Origin of the sequence: Kosakonia oryziphila (genome assembly GCF_900094795.1) — a bacterium.
Classification (GTDB): Bacteria; Pseudomonadota; Gammaproteobacteria; order Enterobacterales; family Enterobacteriaceae; genus Kosakonia; species Kosakonia oryziphila.
Genome location: NZ_FMBC01000002.1, coordinates 95598 through 113897, shown reverse-complemented (window position 1 = coordinate 113897; position 18300 = coordinate 95598). Strand labels below are relative to the sequence as shown.

At 55.7% G+C, this 18300-nt stretch carries 15 protein-coding genes; 5 read left to right on the top strand and 10 right to left on the bottom strand.

The features are described from left to right. Positions 1-46 precede the first annotated feature (46 nt). A complete protein-coding gene (cysE, locus tag GA0061070_RS01800; protein WP_090133153.1) occupies positions 47-868 on the top strand; it encodes a serine O-acetyltransferase in 822 nt (273 codons plus the stop codon). 100 nt (positions 869-968) lie between these two features. Here the strand turns inward: cysE and trmL are convergent, their stop codons facing one another. The 8 genes from trmL to GA0061070_RS01760 form a co-directional block, all read right to left on the bottom strand. Next, entirely contained in the window at positions 969-1442 is a 474-nt protein-coding gene (gene trmL / locus GA0061070_RS01795) for a tRNA (uridine(34)/cytosine(34)/5-carboxymethylaminomethyluridine(34)-2'-O)-methyltransferase TrmL (RefSeq protein WP_090133151.1), read from the bottom strand. A 36-nt stretch (positions 1443-1478) separates the two neighbouring features. Beyond that, positions 1479-2666: an FMN-dependent L-lactate dehydrogenase LldD gene (gene lldD / locus GA0061070_RS01790; RefSeq protein ID WP_090133150.1), complete on the bottom strand. Its 1188-nt coding sequence runs from the start codon at positions 2664-2666 to the stop codon at positions 1479-1481. Beyond that, positions 2663-3439, bottom strand: a complete 777-nt coding sequence (lldR, locus tag GA0061070_RS01785; RefSeq protein ID WP_090133148.1) for a transcriptional regulator LldR — start codon at positions 3437-3439, stop codon at positions 2663-2665. The genes lldD and lldR overlap by 4 nt, the downstream gene beginning before the upstream one ends. Next, positions 3436-5091, bottom strand: a complete 1656-nt coding sequence (lldP, locus tag GA0061070_RS01780) for an L-lactate permease (RefSeq protein WP_090133146.1) — start codon at positions 5089-5091, stop codon at positions 3436-3438. The genes lldR and lldP overlap by 4 nt, the downstream gene beginning before the upstream one ends. Positions 5092-5353: 262 nt before the next feature. Beyond that, the gene (locus tag GA0061070_RS01775) at positions 5354-5716 is read right to left on the bottom strand and encodes a YibL family ribosome-associated protein (RefSeq protein WP_090133144.1); all 363 of its coding nucleotides are present in this window, start codon (positions 5714-5716) and stop codon (positions 5354-5356) included. A gap of 52 nt (positions 5717-5768) precedes the next feature. Beyond that, entirely contained in the window at positions 5769-6356 is a 588-nt protein-coding gene (gene mtlR, locus GA0061070_RS01770; protein WP_090133142.1) for a mannitol operon repressor MtlR, read from the bottom strand. Continuing rightward, positions 6356-7504: a mannitol-1-phosphate 5-dehydrogenase gene (gene mtlD, locus GA0061070_RS01765; RefSeq protein WP_090133226.1), complete on the bottom strand. Its 1149-nt coding sequence runs from the start codon at positions 7502-7504 to the stop codon at positions 6356-6358. Before mtlD ends, mtlR begins: the two co-directional genes overlap by 1 nt. Positions 7505-7636: 132 nt before the next feature. Continuing rightward, on the bottom strand, positions 7637-9547 hold the full coding sequence (locus GA0061070_RS01760) for a PTS mannitol transporter subunit IICBA (RefSeq protein ID WP_090133140.1): 1911 nt from the start codon (positions 9545-9547) through the stop codon (positions 7637-7639). A 611-nt stretch (positions 9548-10158) separates the two neighbouring features. Between GA0061070_RS01760 and GA0061070_RS01750 the strand changes: the two genes are divergently transcribed. From GA0061070_RS01750 to GA0061070_RS01735, 4 genes are all read left to right on the top strand, one after another. Beyond that, positions 10159-10767, top strand: coding sequence for a glutathione S-transferase (locus GA0061070_RS01750; RefSeq protein WP_090133138.1), 609 nt, complete (start codon positions 10159-10161; stop codon positions 10765-10767). 92 nt (positions 10768-10859) lie between these two features. Next, positions 10860-12236 (top strand): L-seryl-tRNA(Sec) selenium transferase, encoded by a 1377-nt coding sequence (gene selA / locus GA0061070_RS01745; RefSeq protein ID WP_090133136.1) that lies wholly within the window; start codon positions 10860-10862, stop codon positions 12234-12236. Then, positions 12233-14077 (top strand): selenocysteine-specific translation elongation factor, encoded by a 1845-nt coding sequence (gene selB / locus GA0061070_RS01740; protein WP_090133134.1) that lies wholly within the window; start codon positions 12233-12235, stop codon positions 14075-14077. The genes selA and selB overlap by 4 nt, the downstream gene beginning before the upstream one ends. A 126-nt stretch (positions 14078-14203) precedes the next feature. Beyond that, positions 14204-14677, top strand: coding sequence for a 4Fe-4S dicluster domain-containing protein (locus GA0061070_RS01735; protein ID WP_090133132.1), 474 nt, complete (start codon positions 14204-14206; stop codon positions 14675-14677). Between the two features lie 55 nt (positions 14678-14732). Here GA0061070_RS01735 and avtA read toward each other — a convergent pair whose 3' ends face one another. Both avtA and GA0061070_RS01725 read right to left on the bottom strand, forming a co-directional pair. After that, positions 14733-15989 (bottom strand): valine--pyruvate transaminase, encoded by a 1257-nt coding sequence (gene avtA, locus GA0061070_RS01730; RefSeq protein WP_090133130.1) that lies wholly within the window; start codon positions 15987-15989, stop codon positions 14733-14735. Positions 15990-16138: 149 nt separating this feature from the next. Further along, a complete protein-coding gene (locus tag GA0061070_RS01725; protein ID WP_090133128.1) occupies positions 16139-18175 on the bottom strand; it encodes an alpha-amylase in 2037 nt (678 codons plus the stop codon). Positions 18176-18300 lie beyond the last annotated feature (125 nt).

Sequence of the window (18300 nt, the reverse complement as noted above, 5' to 3'; positions counted from 1 at the left end):
ATCAATACTTTTGTTTATGGAAACGCAGATATTACTGGAGTAAGCAATGCCGTGTGAAGAACTGGATCTGGTCTGGAACAATATCAAAGCCGAAGCCCGGGCGCTGGCGGAGTGTGAGCCGATGCTGGCCAGTTTTTATCATGCAACGCTACTCAAGCACGAGAATCTGGGCAGCGCCCTGAGTTATATGCTGGCGAACAAACTGGCGTCGCCGATTATGCCAGCGATTGCCATTCGCGAAGTGGTGGAAGAAGCCTACGCGGCTGACCCGGAAATGATCGCCTCCGCAGCCTGCGATATTCAGGCCGTGCGTACTCGCGACCCGGCGGTGGATAAATACTCCACACCATTGCTCTATCTGAAAGGTTTTCACGCCTTACAGGCCTATCGCATTGGTCACTGGCTGTGGTCGCAGGGCCGCCAGGCGCTGGCAATTTTCCTGCAAAATCAGGTATCGGTGAGCTTCCAGGTTGATATCCACCCGGCGGCGAAAATCGGCCGCGGCATTATGCTCGATCATGCCACCGGCATTGTGGTTGGTGAAACCGCCATCATTGAAGACGACGTCTCAATTCTCCAGTCGGTCACCCTCGGCGGCACCGGAAAAACCAGCGGCGATCGTCATCCGAAGATCCGCGAAGGGGTGATGATTGGTGCCGGAGCGAAAATCCTCGGTAATATTGAAGTCGGGCGCGGCGCGAAAATCGGCGCCGGTTCGGTGGTACTACAACCCGTACCGCCGCACACCACTGCGGCTGGTGTCCCGGCGCGCATCGTGGGCAAACCCGAAAGTGATAAACCGTCGATGGATATGGATCAGCATTTTAATGGCATCAACCACGGGTTCGAGTACGGCGACGGCATCTAACTTTCTGGCTATTTTACTCGCCAGCTTGGACCAGGGCAGTGCTCAAAATCCTCACGTACTTTCTGTACGTTCCGGTTTTTCCGCGCTGTCCGACAATCCGTTAACTACGTAGCACCGCGCCGGGATAGCCCAACTGGCGCCAGGCTTCATACACCACCACGGATACAGCATTCGACAGGTTCATGCTGCGGCTGTCCGGCATCATCGGAATACGGATTTTTTGCTGTGGCGGCAGCGCATCAAGGATCGTGGCGGGCAGGCCGCGCGTTTCCGGGCCAAACATCAGATAATCCCCGTCCTGAAAACTGACCGCGCTGTGTGCGGGGGTGCCTTTAGTGGTGAGCGCAAACAGGCGTTGTGGCTGCTGAGCTTCAAAAAACGCAGCATAATCCGCGTGGCGCTTCACGGCAGCGAACTCATGGTAATCGAGCCCTGCGCGGCGCAGGCGTTTATCGTCCCAGGTAAACCCCATCGGTTCGATAATGTGCAGGCTGAAACCGGTATTGGCGCACAGGCGAATAATGTTCCCGGTATTGGGTGGGATTTCTGGTTCAAATAATACGATGTTTAACATACTGCCCCCTTAATAGCGGGGGCAGGATAGCACTCTCTAAGCCGCATCGCCACGCGTCAGCGGCGCCAGCGCAGCAGGTAGCTGTTGGAGCGTCTGCACCAGAGATTCTTTGCTGATTTCGCGAATCGATTTCGCGCCAGTCAGCGTCATTGCCACTTTCATCTCTTTCTCGATCAGATCCAGCAAGTTCGCCACACCCTTGCGGCCATGCGTTGCCAGCGCATACAGATACGCACGGCCCAGCAGCACGGAATCAGCACCGAGCGCAATCATACGCACCACATCAAGACCGTTGCGAATGCCGCTGTCAGCCAGAATGGTGATATCGCCTTTTACCGCATCGGCAATAGCCGGTAATGCGCGGGCGGAAGAGAGCACACCATCTAACTGGCGGCCACCGTGGTTGGAAACCACAATACCATCCGCGCCGAAACGCACCGCATCGCGGGCATCTTGCGGATCGAGGATCCCTTTGATCACCATCGGGCCGTCCCAGAATTCGCGGATCCACTCCAGGTCTTTCCAGGAAATAGAGGGATCAAAGTTCTTCGCCAGCCAGCCGATATAGTCTTCCAGCCCGGTTGGTTTACCGAGATAGGCGGAAATATTACCCAAATCATGCGGACGGCCATTCACCCCCACATCCCACGCCCATTGTGGATGTAATACCGATTGCACATAGCGGCGCAGGGCAGCATTGGGGCCACTCATTCCGGAATGGGCATCGCGGTAGCGCGCGCCGGGCGTCGGCATATCCACAGTGAAGACCAGCGTCGAGCAGCCTGCGGCTTTTGCCCGCTCCAGCGCGTTACGCATAAAGCCGCGATCGCGCAGCACATAAAGTTGGAACCACATCGGGCGTTTGATGGTTGGCGCCACTTCTTCAATCGGACACACCGAAACGGTGGAGAGCGTAAATGGAATGCCTTTCGCATCGGCAGCGCCTGCGGCTTGCACTTCGCCACGACGGGCATACATACCGCACAGCCCGACCGGCCCCAGCGCCACCGGCATACTGAGTTTCTCATTGAACAGTGTGGTATCGAGGCTGAGTGTGGACATATCCTTCAATACCCGCTGACGTAGCGCCACCTGTGATAAATCCTCCACGTTGCGGCGCAGGGTATATTCGGCATACGCGCCACCGTCGATATAGTGAAACAGGAATGGCGGCAAAATGCGTTTTGCCGCTGCGCGATAGTCGCTGGCTGCGGAAATAATCATGCTTTTTTCTCCCTTGAATGCGAATGCTGCTCGTCGGGCAGGCGGGTGATGCGCGCCTGGCGGGCCTGATCTTCATCAAATTGTCGAATAGTGGTATGTACAAAACCGAGGTGCGCCATCATCGCCTGACGCGCGCCATCAGCATCACCCATGAAAATGGCGTCCATCACCGCGCGGTGCTGTTCGGTCAGACGGGCAAAAACGGGCGGCACGAGATACATGCGCTGGCGGCTCTGCTTTACCGAGGATTGCAGCAGGTCGAAGAAGCCGCGCATGGTTTGTAGCAGCACTACGTTATGCGAGGCTTCCGCAATGGCGAGATGGAAACGCACATCCGCCTGTGACGCGAGATCAGGGTCATCTGACTGCGAGGCGTCAAAGCACAGAGCAATCTTCTCCTTATCCGCTTCGGTGGCGCGCATGGCGGCATGCCAGGCAGTGCTGGCTTCAATGGCGTGACGGGCTTCGAGGATATCAAAGCTGTAATCGGGGTCGTCGTTGAGCAGCGTTTTCAGTGGCTGAACAATATTCTGTTCTGACCAGGTTTCGTGCTGCCAGCGTACAAAAGTACCGCCGCCGCGACGGCTCAGCAGCACGCCTTCGCTGACCAGTTTCGCAAGGGCTTCACGCAACGAATTGCGCGAAATCCCAAGTTGTATGGCCAGTTGGCGCTCGGCGGGCAGTTTCATGCCCGCTTCCAGTTGTTGTTCAGCAATCAGCGCCCGAACGCGGTCTGCAACCTCGTCAGCCAGGCGTCGGGGTAAAACTGTCATGGGATCATCCAGGTTAATACATAAGCCTGAAGTGTGGTGATCACACCCACCAGGCAGGTGAAAATCAGGCTGTGTTTAACGGTAAACCGAAACAGGTCCGACTCTTTACCTACCAGTCCGACCGCTGCGCAGGCAATGGCGATCGACTGTGGCGAGATCATTTTGCCAGTGACGCCGCCAGTGGTGTTGGCGGCCACCATCAGCACATCCGAGACGCCGATCTGCTGAGCAGCGGTCGCCTGTAGCGCGGCAAATAGCGCATTCGATGACGTGTCGGAACCGGTGAGAAATACCCCCAGCCAGCCGAGGAACGGCGAGAAGAAGGTGAAGGCACTACCGGTATGTGCCAGCGCGAGCGCCAGTGTCGACGACAGCCCGGAATAGTTAGAGATAAAGGCGAAGGCCAGCACCATACCGATCGAGTAAATCGGCAGTGCCAGATCTTTCAGCGTACTGACGAAGGTGCTGACTGCTTCTTTTGGCTTCATGCGCAGCCAGACAATCGACAGGAGCGCCGCGAACAAAATGGCGGTGCCAGTGGCGGAGAACCAGTCGAATTTATACACCGCAGCATACGGCGTGGCGGCACTGACAACCGGCGGCATGCGAGCAACAAGTTTGTCGAGATGCGGCACGGAAATATTGAAGACCCAGTCATGCAGCGCACCGCCTGATGCAAACAACGCTTTGAACGGCGGTACGCTCCACAGCGTGACGGTCGCCGTCAGGAACAGGAACGGTGACCAGGCGCGCAGAACCTGCCCGGCACTGTAGTGCGTGCGTTTTAAATCGAGAGCGACCTGCGACGCGCCCATATCGCCAAAGCGGAAGATGCGCACCGGCTGCCAGCGTTTCAGGAACAGCGTCAGACACACCAGTGAAACCAACGACGAAATGATATCCGGCAGTTCCGGGCCGATAAAATTGGAGCTCAGATATTGGGTAACCGCAAACGAACCACCGGCCACCAGCACCGCAGGCCAGGTCTCTTTCACGCCGCGCCAGCCATCCATAATCGCCATGATCCAGAACAGCACGATAATGGTCAGGAACGGCAACTGGCGGCCTACCATCTGGCCAATCTCAAAGCTCTCCAGCCCGGTGACCTGGCCTGCGACCAGAATCGGAATACCCATCGCACCAAACGCCACGGGGGCAGTATTCACAATCAGGCATAAGCCAGCAGCATACAGTGGATTAAAGCCCAGGCCGACCAGCAACGCGGCGGTGATGGCCACCGGCGCGCCGAACCCGGCCGCCCCTTCGAGGAATGCGCCAAACGAGAAGCCAACAATCAACATTTGCAGGCGCTGGTCGTGCGTAATCGAGAGGATTGATGAGCGGATAATGTCGAACTGCCCGGTTTTCACCGAGATCTTGTAGACAAATACCGCCGCCACAATGATCCATGCAATGGGCCACAGGCCATAGAAGAAGCCGTAAACCACCGAAGCAAGGGCGTGATCCACTGGCATATGGTAAAACAGCAGCGCCACCGCAAGGGCGATGACGACCGTCCAGCTCGCGGCCACATAGCCTTTGAGCTTGAGTTTTATCAGAGCAAAAAAGAAAAACAGGATCGGTAGTGATGCGATCAGACTCGATAGCCAGAGGTTCCCGGCGGGGTCGTAATTCTGTTGCCAGAGGCTCATGCAGGTGTCTCCAGAGAACCACAACAAAGCCGGTACGCGGTAAGTCTGAGCTTAACTCTGCGTCACAAGTTTTGTAAAAGTGGTCCTGCCAATGTGATAGTGTAGGGTTGGTGATAACGAATGGTTATCCAGATGTTGCATTTGAGCAATGACTATGTGACGGGATTTAATGGATCTGTGAAGCAGGGAGAAAATCAAAGTGGAATTGGTAGGGCCAATTCAGATCGCCCTCGTGCTCAGCACGTGACGAGGGCGATACTGTTTAGAATTCGCTTTTGGCAAAGCCAGTCATCACGTCGAGAGCCATTTCGCGGCCCAGTGCCGTCATCGGATGCACTACCACCAGCCCACGAACGCTTTTTTTCAGCTTACCGAGATCGGCCTGTTCTTTTTTGCTAATGGCGCGACTGAACGGCATCTTCAGCAGTTTTTGCGCTTCTTTGCTCAGTTTCTGACTGTGCTGCTCGCGCAGGCGGGCAATTTCCGTCTCCAGCGTGGTTTTCTCTTTTTCCAGTTCGGCGTATTTTTCTGCCGCATCGACTAAAGAGAGGTCAGCCTGCTGGTGGTGAATCGCATCGAGGCGGTCGCTCAGGCGCTTGATTTCATTCTTTTCAACGTCTTTCATGGTGCTCAGTTTTGTTGGGGAAAATGCAAGGATACAACATTTGCGGCGGCGCTTACTTATGGAATGCTTTTTTTAAGCTGATGCGGGAGATCAGTTCAGTCAATGAAAGCACCATGGTGGAACGCACCACTTGCTGGTAGCGCTGTTTTTGCATGGCGAACAGATTGGCGTCGCTGGTATCAAATTGCGGGGTTGGTGGCAGGGCTACCACGCAATGCAGTTCGCCAAACGGCCCGAGAATTTCATCGTCGGTAAAGGCGTATTCCGTGCCGTCGTGATTCAGCTCTTCACGTAGTGCCATCAGGAGCTCCGCGTCTTCATACTCCGCCCGGGAAATCACGCCCAGGCCGTAAATCAACTTCAGCCGCACAGATAAATTGCCCAGCGGTCCATCTCCGTCAAGCAGCGGCTCTACAGCATATTTCACCGCGTAGTCATCTTTGCGGAATACCTGCAACACCAGAATATTGATGGCTTCATTGAGCAGTTCAACGGCAGCAATCAAAAAGCTTCGTACGGTTTTGCCCGCATTCAGACGCTCGAGTACACGGTTTTCGAAAGCCTGCGTTTGTTCCATTATTGCCTGCATATCTGACAATTTCGTTAACTGGCGCGGGATTCCCCGCGCCAAAACCGGCATCATGCCTTTGCGTTATATGCGTCGATGGCTTCGATAACTACCGGGCTGTTGGCATCCAGGCCGGAAATTTGCGCCAGCGCTGCCTGCGGGCCTTTCTCTTCGATAAGCTGGGCCAGTTCCTGCGCCTGTGGATCCTGCTCGCTGCGGTAGTGCATCGCGGCGGCGATGCCTTTCACCAGGTTAGCATGTGGCAGGTTGTACTCCAGCGTGCCGAGCAGCGGTTTAATCAGACGGTCACCGGCGCTCAGTTTACGCAGCGGTTGACGCCCAACGCGTTCCACATCGTCTTTCAGCCACGGGTTTTCAAAACGGCCGAGGATTTTCTGAATGTACGCAGCATGCTTTTCGGGATCAAAGCCATAACGCTTGATCAGTACCGCGCCACTCTCTTCCATCGCGCCCTTCACTACGGCGCGGATAGCGTCGTCGAGGATGGCATCACGAATGGTCTGATGGCCGGTCTGTTTTCCAAGGTACGCGGTTATAGCATGCCCGGTATTCAGCGTGAAGAGCTTGCGCTCAACAAATGCCATCAGGTTATCAGTTAACTCCATTCCTGGAATGGCTGGCAGGTCACCTTTGAACTGCGTTTTATCAACAATCCACTCGCTGAAGGTTTCCACGGTTACCTCCAGCGGATCGTTAGTCGCGGATTCTGCCGGCGGAACGATGCGGTCAACGGCTGAGTCAACAAAGCCGACATGCTCTTCCACCCACGCTTTATCGGCATCGGCCAGTGCGGCGATAACATGGCCTTTCAATTGGGTGGTGCCGCGTACCATGTTTTCACAGGCAATGATGTTCAGCGGCGCGTTGATGCCCTGCGCTTTGCGCTTCGCCAGACCTTTGGCAATCGCCGGAGCGATGCGCTCCAGAACAACCGGTCCCACGGCAGTGGTCACAAGGTCAACGTGTGCTATCAGGTCAATCACTTCATCACCGATGCTGCTGACAGCGTTAACGCCGGAAACGGTATCAATCTGCTGTTTTTCTCCCACAACGTGAACCTGATAACTATGACGGGCATTCAGGGCATCAAGCACCACCTGATTTACATCGGCGAATGTCAGTTCAATCCCCGCGTCGGCAAGCAGTTTGCCGATGAAACCACGTCCGATATTACCTGCGCCAAAATGTAATGCTTTCATAAAATTAACCTTCATAAATGTTTTACCCGAGAGGGCCTGGGTGAAGAACACATACCGTTCTCCTCACCCTGACCCTCTCCCCGAAGGGAGAGAACAAAAGCCCGGTAAGCATTTGCCACCGGGCTTTGTGGATTACTTGTTCAGCAACGACAGCACTTCCTCAACGCTGGACGTCTGAGCCAGACGTTCAATGACCGTCTCATCATCCAGTGCGTTGGTCAGGCTGGTGATAACCTGAATATGCTCGTTGTTACGTGCAGCGATACCGATGACCAGGCGGGCTATGTCATCTTCTTCTTCGCCGAAACGTACACCTTGCGGATATTGGCAGAACACCACACCGGTTTTGAGTACGCGGTCTTTGGCTTCCACCGTACCGTGCGGAACGGCGATCGACTCACCCAGATAAGTCGGGGTCAGTTTTTCACGATCCAGCATCGCTTGCACATACTCCGGCTCAACATAGCCGCCTTTCACCAGTTGCTCTCCGGCAAAGCGAATCGCTTCTTCTTTGGTGTTCGCGCTGCGACCAAGGAAGATGTTCTCTGCGCCCAGTTTGAACAGATTACTATTGGCCTCATCAAAGCTGTCTTTCAGGCTGGTCGTCACCTTTGATTCGTTGTCCGTGTGACGCTGCGCTGCAACCAGACGTTCAGTCAGGCTGGTGTACAGGCCGCTGTCCAGGAAGTTAGTCAGCGAAATATGCTGCGCCTGCGGTACCTGACGCATTGCACGTTCGGTCAGATCGCGGTGCGTGATCACCAGGTCGACATCCGGCGGCAGGCTATTAATTGCACTGTTGGTCACCGAGATGTTGGTTAGGCCAGCATCCTGCACTTTCTTACGCAGTACGCCTGCCCCCATGGCGCTGGAACCCATACCGGCATCACAAGCCACGATGATTTTACGGACATGGCTCAGGTCGTTGGTTACATCGCCAGCCGACAGCGGAGTTGCGCCTTTGGACTCGGCTTTCATGTCCTGTACGCGACGGGTAGCGGCTTCGATGTCTTCATCGTCTTCTTTCACTTTGCTGGTTTTCAGCAGGATAGAAGAGATAACGAAGGAGACGGCCAGTGCAGCCAGAATCGCCGTGATGTTAGCGAAGTAAGAGCCTTTCGGTGTCATCGCCAGCACTGCCAGGATGGAACCCGGAGAAGCCGGAGAAACCAGACCACCGTTCAGCACGCTCAGGGTGAACACGCCAGTCATACCACCGAGGATCACCGCCAGCAGCAGACGCGGGTTCATCAGCACATACGGGAAGTAAATTTCGTGGATACCACCCAGGAAGTGGATGATTGCCGCGCCGCCTGCCGACTGTTTCGCGCTGCCGCGACCGAAGAACATATACGCCATCAGCACGCCCATACCTGGACCCGGGTTTGCTTCGATCAGGAAGAAGATGGATTTGCCGAGCTCATGAGACTGCTGAATACCCAGCGGCGAGAAGATACCGTGGTTGATAGCGTTGTTGAGGAACAGGATTTTTGCTGGTTCAACAAAGATGGACGCCAGCGGCAGCATGTCATGAACAACCATGAAGTTAACGCCCGCAGCCAACGCTTTGGACAGCACTTCAACGGCCGGGCCGATGCCAAGGAACGCCAGAATGGCAAGGATCATACCGATGATGCCAGCGGAGAAGTTATTCACCAGCATTTCAAAACCGGATTTGATCTTGCCGTCTACAGAGGCGTCAAATTTCTTGATGCAGTAGCCGCCAAGCGGGCCGACAATCATCGCACCGAGGAACATCGGCATATCCGCACCGACGATAACCCCCATTGTGGTGATAGCACCCACCACGCCGCCACGATCGCCACCAACCAGACGACCACCGGTGAAACCGATGAGCAGCGGCAGCAAATACGTAATCATGGGGCCGACGAGTTTCGCCAGCGTCTCGTTTGGTAACCACCCTGTAGGAATAAACAATGCGGTAATGATACCCCACGCGATAAACGCGCCGATGTTGGGCATCACCATATTGCTGAGAAAACGACCAAAGCTTTGCACCTTGATCTTGATATCGGATGACATAAAACACCCCTTCTTATGTTTACTATCACACAGGCCGGAAGCCCGAGGTTTGTTGTTAACGTGGCGGCAGAGGTAGCCGGACCTGGGTTATCTGTGAGGCGAAATCTCGCACTGAATTGCGTAACTGTCCAGACGATGACCTTTAACGTGATACTAATCACACTAATGTGGGGGATACCCCGTTATTTATCGTGATTTACATCACAAAAAATCAGTGTAAAAAAAGAACAATGGATGAAAAGTGAACGCTTGTGGGGGTTAATTGTGATTACGCTCACAATTAATTGGGGCTACTTTGTTATTTATTTGTGATCTAAATCACAAGATATTTGTGCCGGGCATTTTCCTGGTGTGATCGCCAGCAAACTCTATTTTTTACCATCAGGACAACCTGTAACTTCCTTTCAGGTAGTATGGCGAGGCTTAATTTAGTATTGGAAGTTTTCACGTTGGGGTGAGCGAGAAATCTGCCGGGAGCAGATTTGAACGCTGTAAGCAGCGGCCCCGAAGGGGTAAGGCTCAGGGATGAGCCGAATAAAAAAGCCAACGCACATGCAACTTGAAGTATGACGGGTATAATTAACTTTTTGTTGGCAAAAAAGGATCCCAAAATGAAACTTATCGGCAGCTACACCAGCCCTTTTGTCCGCAAAATCTCCGTGATGCTGCTGGAAAAGGGGATCACCTTTGAATTTATCAACGAGCAGCCCTACAACGCGATCAACGGAGTGGCGCATTACAACCCGCTCGGTAAGGTTCCCACGCTGATTACCGATGAGGGTGAAGTCTGGTTCGACTCGCCGATCATCGCGCAATACATTGAGTTACTGGCTATCGCACCGGCATTATTACCAACGGAGCCTGTAGCTGCGCTGAAAATCCGCCAACTGGAAGCCCTGGCCGACGGCATTATGGATGCTGCGCTGGTCTCGGTGCGTGAACTGGCGCGCCCGGTTGAACAGCAATCGGAAAGTGAGCTGCTGCGCCAGCGGGAGAAAGTTTCGCGGGGCCTGGATACGCTGGAACGCTATCTGCAAGAGGGAACGCTCAGCGTGGATACGCTGAACCTGGCGACCATTGCGATTGCCTGCGCGGTTGGCTATCTCAACTTCCGCCACGTCTCGCCGGGCTGGTGCGTGAATCGCCCGCTGCTGGTGAAGCTGGTTGAGAACCTCTTCCAGCGTGAAAGTTTCGCCCGTACGGAGCCGCCAAAGGCCTGATAAGCATGGTGTCGGCCTGGGCAAAGTCGCTGTACAATCCCCTCACGTCAATCCCCCTGACGGGAGGGGGCAACTCATAGCCAGGCCTTTTCATGACAACTCTTTACAGCCAGATCCCATCCACCGATCGCCTGTTACGTGACGAGGCGTTCGCCACTTTATTAACGCTGTTCGGTCACAGCCGCGTAACGCAGATGCTGCATCAGCTACAGGACGAAGCGCGTGAGCAAATCCGTCAACAACAGACACTACCCGACTGGTGCGATGACTGGGCCCACGAGACGCAAACGCGGCTGGAACAGAGCAGCGCCAGCGCGCTGCGCCCGGTGTTTAACCTGAGCGGCACCGTACTGCATACCAACTTAGGCCGCGCGGTTCAGCCGCAGGCAGCGGTTGATGCCGTCGCGGCGGTGATGGGTTCTGCGGTGACGCTGGAATACGATCTCGACGGCGCCGGACGTGGTCACCGCGATCGCGCGCTGGCTGATTTACTCTGCCAGCTAACCGGCGCGGAAGACGCCTGTATCGTCAATAACAACGCTGCCGCCGTGTTGCTGATGCTGGCAGCCACGGCAGCGGGACGTGAAGTAGTGGTATCGCGCGGCGAGCTGGTGGAGATTGGGGGCGCATTCCGCATTCCGGACGTGATGCGCCAGGCGGGTTGCGAGCTACATGAAGTGGGAACCACTAACCGCACACATGTCAAAGATTACCGCCAGGCGATCAACGACAACACGGCGCTGCTGATGAAGGTGCATACCAGCAATTATCATATTGACGGTTTTACTGCTGCGGTGGACGAAGCGGAGCTGGTGACGCTTGCCGAAGCGGCCAGTTTGCCGGTGATTGTTGATTTGGGTAGCGGTTCGCTGGTGGATTTGAGCCGCTACGGCCTGCCAAAAGAGCCGATGCCGCAGACGCTTATTGCCGCAGGCGTCAGCCTGGTGAGCTTCTCCGGTGATAAGCTGCTCGGCGGCCCACAGGCGGGCATTATCGTCGGTAAAAAAGCGCTGATTGCGCAGTTGCAACAGCACCCGCTGAAACGGGCGCTACGGGCGGACAAAATGACGCTGGCGGCACTGGAAGCTACGCTGCGTCTCTATCTGCATCCGGAAATGCTACCTCAGCGCTTGCCGACGCTGCGTTATCTGAAGCGCCCGGAGCCGGAGATCCGCGAGCAGGCAGGGCGGCTGTGCGCGGCGCTGAATGCCCGATATAGCGAGTTCGACCTGCGTGTCGAAACCTGTCTGTCACAGATTGGCAGCGGCTCTTTGCCGGTCGATCGCCTGCCTGGCGCGGCCGTGACCTTTACACCGCGCGACGGCAGCGGGCGTCGGCTGGAAGCGCTGGCGGCGCAGTGGCGGGCGTTGCCACAGCCGGTGATTGGCCGCATTTACGATGGTCGTCTGTGGCTGGACTGCCGCTGTCTTGATGATGAATCCCGCTTGCTGGAGATATTGCTGAAATGATTATTGCCACTGCCGGGCATGTTGACCACGGTAAAACGACCTTGATTGAGGCGCTGACCGGCGTGAATGCCGATCGTTTGCCGGAAGAGAAAAAACGCGGCATGACTATCGATCTGGGCTACGCCTACTGGCCGCAGCCGGACGGGCGCGTACCGGGGTTTATTGATGTGCCGGGACACGAAAAATTCCTCTCGAATATGCTGGCGGGCGTCGGCGGCATCGATCATGCGCTGCTGGTGGTCGCCTGCGATGATGGCGTGATGGCGCAGACCCGCGAGCATCTGGCCATTTTGCAGCTCACCGGTAACCCGGCGCTGACCGTAGCGCTAACGAAGGCCGATCGCGTGGATGACGCGCGAATTGAACAGGTGCGCGCAGAAGTACAAGAAACGCTGAAAACCTTTGGTTATCCGCAGGCGACAATGTTTATCACCGCCGCAACAGAGATGCATGGCATCGCTGAATTACGTGCGCACCTGTTGCAGTTGCCGGAGCGCGCGCACCCGGAAAACCAACGTTTTCGCCTGGCGCTGGATCGCGCATTTACCGTCAAAGGTGCCGGGTTGGTGGTGACCGGTACGGCACTCTCTGGCGATGTGCGCGTGGGCGATACGTTGTGGTTGAGCGGGGTGAATAAACCGATGCGCGTGCGCGGTCTGCATGCGCAGAACCAGCCAGTCGATCATGCTCACGCCGGGCAGCGTATTGCGCTCAATATTGCCGGTGACGCGGAAAAAGAGGCGCTTAGTCGCGGTGACTGGTTGCTGTCACAGCAACCGCCGGAAGCAACGGAGCGGGTAATTGTCGCGCTGCAAGCGCACACGCCGCTGACCCAGTGGCAACCGGTGCATATCCACCATGCCGCCAGCCATGTTACCGGCCGCGTTTCGCTGCTGGAAAATGGTCTCGCCGAACTGGTGCTGGATACGCCGCTGTGGCTGGCCGATAACGATCGGCTGGTACTACGCGATATCTCTGCGCGCAGTACGCTGGCCGGGGCGCGGGTGGTAACACTCAACTCACCGCGCCGTGGCAAACGTAAAACTGAGTATCTGCAATGGATAACGCAACTGGCGCAGGCGGACGATGATGCGCAGGCGCTGCTGGTGCATTTATCGCGCGGTGCCGTCGATCTGACGGCGTTTGGCTGGGCGCGACAGCTCAGCGCGCGTGGGCTGGAAGCGTTGCTGGATAATCCTGGTTTTATTCGTGCCGGCGATAATCTTTTGAATGCGCCGGTGGCGGCACGCTGGCAGCGTAAGCTACTGGAGACACTGGCAATCTACCATGAGCAGCATCGCGAAGAGCCAGGCCCTGGTCGCGAGCGGCTGCGGCGCATGGCGTTGCCGATGGAAGATGAAGCGCTGGTGCTCACGCTTATCGAACGGATGCGCGAGGCAGGCGACATTCACAGCCATCATGGCTGGCTGCATCTGCCGGATCACAAAACCGGCTTCAGCGATGAGCAGGCGCATCTTTGGCAAAAGGTGGCACCGCTGTTTGGTGACGAACCGTGGTGGGTGCGAGATCTGGCGTGTGAAACAGCAAGCGATGAACAGACGATGCGCGGTGTGCTGCGACAGGCTGCTCAGCAGGGGCTCATTACGGCGATCGTCAAAGATCGTTATTACCGTAATGATCGGATCGTCACCTTCGCCAGTATGATCCGCGATCTGGATCAGGCGAGAGGTTCCACCAGCGCCGCCGATTTCCGCGATACGCTGAACGTGGGACGCAAACTGGCGATTCAGATCCTGGAATATTTTGACCGCATTGGTTTTACCCGTCGACGCGGCAATGACCATATCCTGCGCGACAAAGCCCTTTTTCTGAAGGAGTAAGCCCCAGGCAGAGCGCCAGAAATGTTCATGCAAATGACAAATCTGGCGTTTTTCCCCTCTGCGATCAAAGCGCGGCAGCGACGCTTTCGGCACTCTTGGCTTTTTTAACGCCTGCTGGAGTGGAGAATGAACTGTTTTATTATCGCCGATTCGGCAAAATGCATTGGCTGTCGCACCTGCGAAGTGGCCTGCGCGGTGTCGCATCAGGATGATCAGGACTGCTCAACCCTCTCGGCTTCCACCTTTTCTGCCCGCATTCGGGTGGTGAAAACCGGGACATTTTCCACGGCAGTGACCTGCCATCACTGTGAAGATGCGCCCTGTGCGAATGTTTGCCCGGTTGGCGCGATTTATCGCGCCGATGGTACGATCCAGGTGGAACAATCCCGCTGTATCGGCTGTAAAAGCTGCATGATCGCCTGCCCATTTGGCGCGATGCAGGTGACGCGGGTTGATGCGCGAGTACAGGCGCTGAAGTGCGATCTGTGCCAGCATCGCGAAACCGGACCCGCCTGCGTGGAAGCCTGCCCGACCAGCGCCCTCAGTTGTGTGAACCCGTCGCAACTGCGTGAGCGTCGTCTGCGAAGCCAGCTAGCATAAGTCGTTAACGTTCTACGTCAGCGCCAGCTACGCGTATGGCTATTTTAAACGCTTTTCAGGCTTCGTTTTCTTGCCAGGCTTTTTCAACCTCTTCGGCAAGAATTTTCACCCCAGCTTCGATAAGCGCGGGTTCCGGCACATAGTTCATGCGCATGCATTGATGCGTGTGCGGCCAGGGTTTATCCAGCCCCGGGAAGAAGTAATCGCCCGGCACCATTAGCACGCCGCGTTTTTTCAGGCGCTGATAAAGTAATTCGGTGCTGATGGGCAGATCCTTGAACCACAGCCAGAGGAAAATCGCTCCTTCCGGTTTATGGATCAGACACCGTTCTTCCGGCAGGTAACGGCGCAGAACGGCGATGGTCTCCTGCACCCGCTGGTAATAAAACGGTTTGATCACATCTTTGGAGAGGCGAAGCAGGTCTTTGCGCTTAATCATCTCGCACATCATTGCCGGGCCGATACCGCCTGGCGCAAGACTGATGATGCCGTTCATATTGCGAATGGCGGAGATGATTTTATCGTTGGCGATGATAATACCGCAGCGGCTGCCCGGCAGACCCAGCTTCGACAGGCTCATGCACAAGATGATATTCGGGTTCCACAGCGGACGCGCTTCGCTAAAGATGATGCCCGGAAAAGGCACGCCGTAAGCGTTATCGATCACCAGCGGAATGTTGTGCTGATTTGCCAGCACATCGAGTTTCATTAACTCTTCATCAGTGATCACGTTGCCTGTTGGGTTGGTCGGCCGCGAGACGCAAATCATCCCGGTCTCTTCGCCAATATGCAGATGTTCGAAATCGACATGGTATTTAAACTGGCCATCGGGCAGCAGTTCAATATTGGGTCGCGCCGAGACAAATAAGTCCTCTTCCAGCCCGGAATCCGCGTAGCCTATGTACTCCGGCGCCAGCGGAAATAATACTTTCCTGGTGCTTCCATCGGCACGACGGCCTGCAAAAAGATTGAATAAGTAGAAAAACGCGCTCTGACTGCCATTTGTTAGTGCAATATTCTGCGGTTCAATATCCCAACCTAACTCTTCGCGCAGCATCCCCGCCAGCGCTGCCAGCAGCTCGGTTTTGCCTTGCGGACCGTCATAATTGCACAGCGCATCAATCGCTTTGCCGTTTTCTACCATCCCGGCAAGTAGGTTATGGAAGTAATCGGTCATGGCCGGGATTTGTGCCGGGTTACCGCCGCCAAGCATGATAGCGCCAGGGGTACGTAAACCGTCATTGAGATCCTCCATCAGGCGTGTAATGCCTGCATGGCGGGTAAATTTGTCGCCGAAAAGTGAAAATGTCATCGCTACTGCTCTGTCGGGCTACTGTTCAAAGTGGCTAACCATAACGCTCCGCAGAGCAGTGTGCAAATTGCCGCGCCGTGACGATTTTAGCTTTCTATACTAACTCCATATTTATTGTTGGAATAATATGCTGATATTTGCCTTATGACTCAGCGTGGGGTCGCACCTGCCCAGACAACCATTACTTTGTCTTCTCCTTGCTCGCGAACGAACCCATATCCTTGTGGCAATGTCAGTGTGGTTTGTTTTCCCGCGCCGAGTGCCGGATGGCGCGCGCGGAACTGTCCCAGCGTTTGCCAGTGGCGCAGGCTTTGCGCCGCTTTGCCGTCAACATCCTGCCAGTTCATGTCTGAACGTGTGCCTTGCAGCGGATCGGAGCCTGTGGGGCCAAACGGACGTGCGGATTCATCACCATAGAAGATCTGCACCGCGCCTGGCGCAAGCAATAACAGCTCTGCCGATTGCTGGCCGCCTTCGCGGAACAGGCGGGTATCGTGCGAGGAGAGATAACTCAGGGTGTTAAAGCTTTGTAGCTTGTCCGCCATTTGCTGCCAGACAGTATCCATATTTGCCAGGCACGGCACAGCGCTGGCGGCCTGCTCCTGATAATCAAAATTGATCATTGCGTCGAAACCGTGGTCGTAGTAGGCGCTGTGCATGACGCCGTGGCCCCAGGATTCGCCGGTCATCCAGAATGGCGCATCATCGATTTTCTTCTGCGGGTTGGCTTTTTTCCACTCAGCCAGCGCCTCTGTCGCCTGGGTTTTGAGTTGTTGCCAGGCTGCCAGCTCAACGTGTTTGGCGGTATCAACGCGAAAACCGTCGATACCATAATCTCGCACCCACTGGCTGAGCCAGTGGGTCAGATAATCTCGTGGCGTGTAACCGGCAATCTCCCGTGCGTGCGTGTCCGGTTTATGTTGGTAGAAGACGGGCAAACCGGATGGTGTGGTCGATTCTGTTTTCAGATCTGGCAAGAATGCCAGCGACATGGTCAGATCGTCAAAACCGGGGTTGTCATAATCGCCGATATCGGTGCGGATCCAGTTTTTGCCCCACCAGTTTTGCCACGCTGTTTTATCGCTGAAGTTGATGTAATCATTGAAGCTGTGCCACGTCTGGCCAGTGGCGGGCTTCCAGTCTGTCCAGTGTTCGCCGAGGATTTTGCGCCGTTCATCCTCTTTCAGATAAAGAGCGCCAAACTGATATGTCTGCATATCTGCAAGTGTGGCGTAGCCGGTGTGGTTCATCACCACGTCAAACAACACGCGGATGCCGCGTCGGTGCGCTTCATCTACCAGCGTGCGTAAATCCTCTTCGCGGCCCATATTGGCATCCAGGCGCGTCCAGTCTTGCGTGTAGTAACCGTGATAGGCGTAATGGGGAAAATCGCCTTTCGTGCCGCCGCCTACCCAGCCGTGGATCTGCTCCAGCGGCGAGCTTATCCATAATGCGTTCACGCCCAGTTGCTGCAAATAATCGAGTTTACTGGTTAGGCCTTTCAGATCGCCGCCGTGGAAGGTGCCGATCTCCTGCATGCCATCTTTGTGCCGTCCGTAGCTATTGTCATTTGACGGGTCGCCATTCACATAACGGTCGGTTAAAACAAAATAGACGGTGGCGTTATGCCACTGGAAGGGCGCCGGGCCATTGGTTTCGGCTCTTTCTAACAGCAGCAGTCCGTCGCTTTCTGCCGCAGGTTTAAGGGTGATTTTACCGTTGCGGACGGTGGCGGTTTGCTGGCTGTAGAAATCGCGCACCTGGCTGCCTTCCGGGAACGTTGCACCGACCTCTATCGTTAGCGGCTTATCACTGCGCACCGGACACTGGCGCGCCACGTTTGCACGAGCGTCGGCGTTCTCGCTTTTCACGCTCAGTAACAGAGTGGGTGTGCCGGAACGGGTATCGAGCTGCAACTGGTAATCGCCGTCGCGGAAAATGCGCCACTGTGGCGCGCTGTCTGTGCAAGGAACCAGGGACAACATCTGGTTGAGCTTCACCTCTTCAGCAGGTTGCCAGCATTGCTGGCCCTCCTGCAATGTGAGCGGATTAGCCCCTTTTTTCAGCGTCGCCTGACTGTGCCACAGACCTGTGCCATCGTTGGTTAAGGCGGGAAAACGGCTGGTGGACCAATCGGCGAAGGCGAAGCAGGGTATAAAAAGCAGTGAAAGCGCAGCGTGTTTCATCTGATGTCCCGTTAACGGCGGTTTCTTTTAGTTTGCCACGCTGAAAACAGGGCCGACTCATCCTGTGCGCGTTATCGCCAGGGAGGAGAACAACGGGTGAGTGATAAGCCACACAGAACGTCATA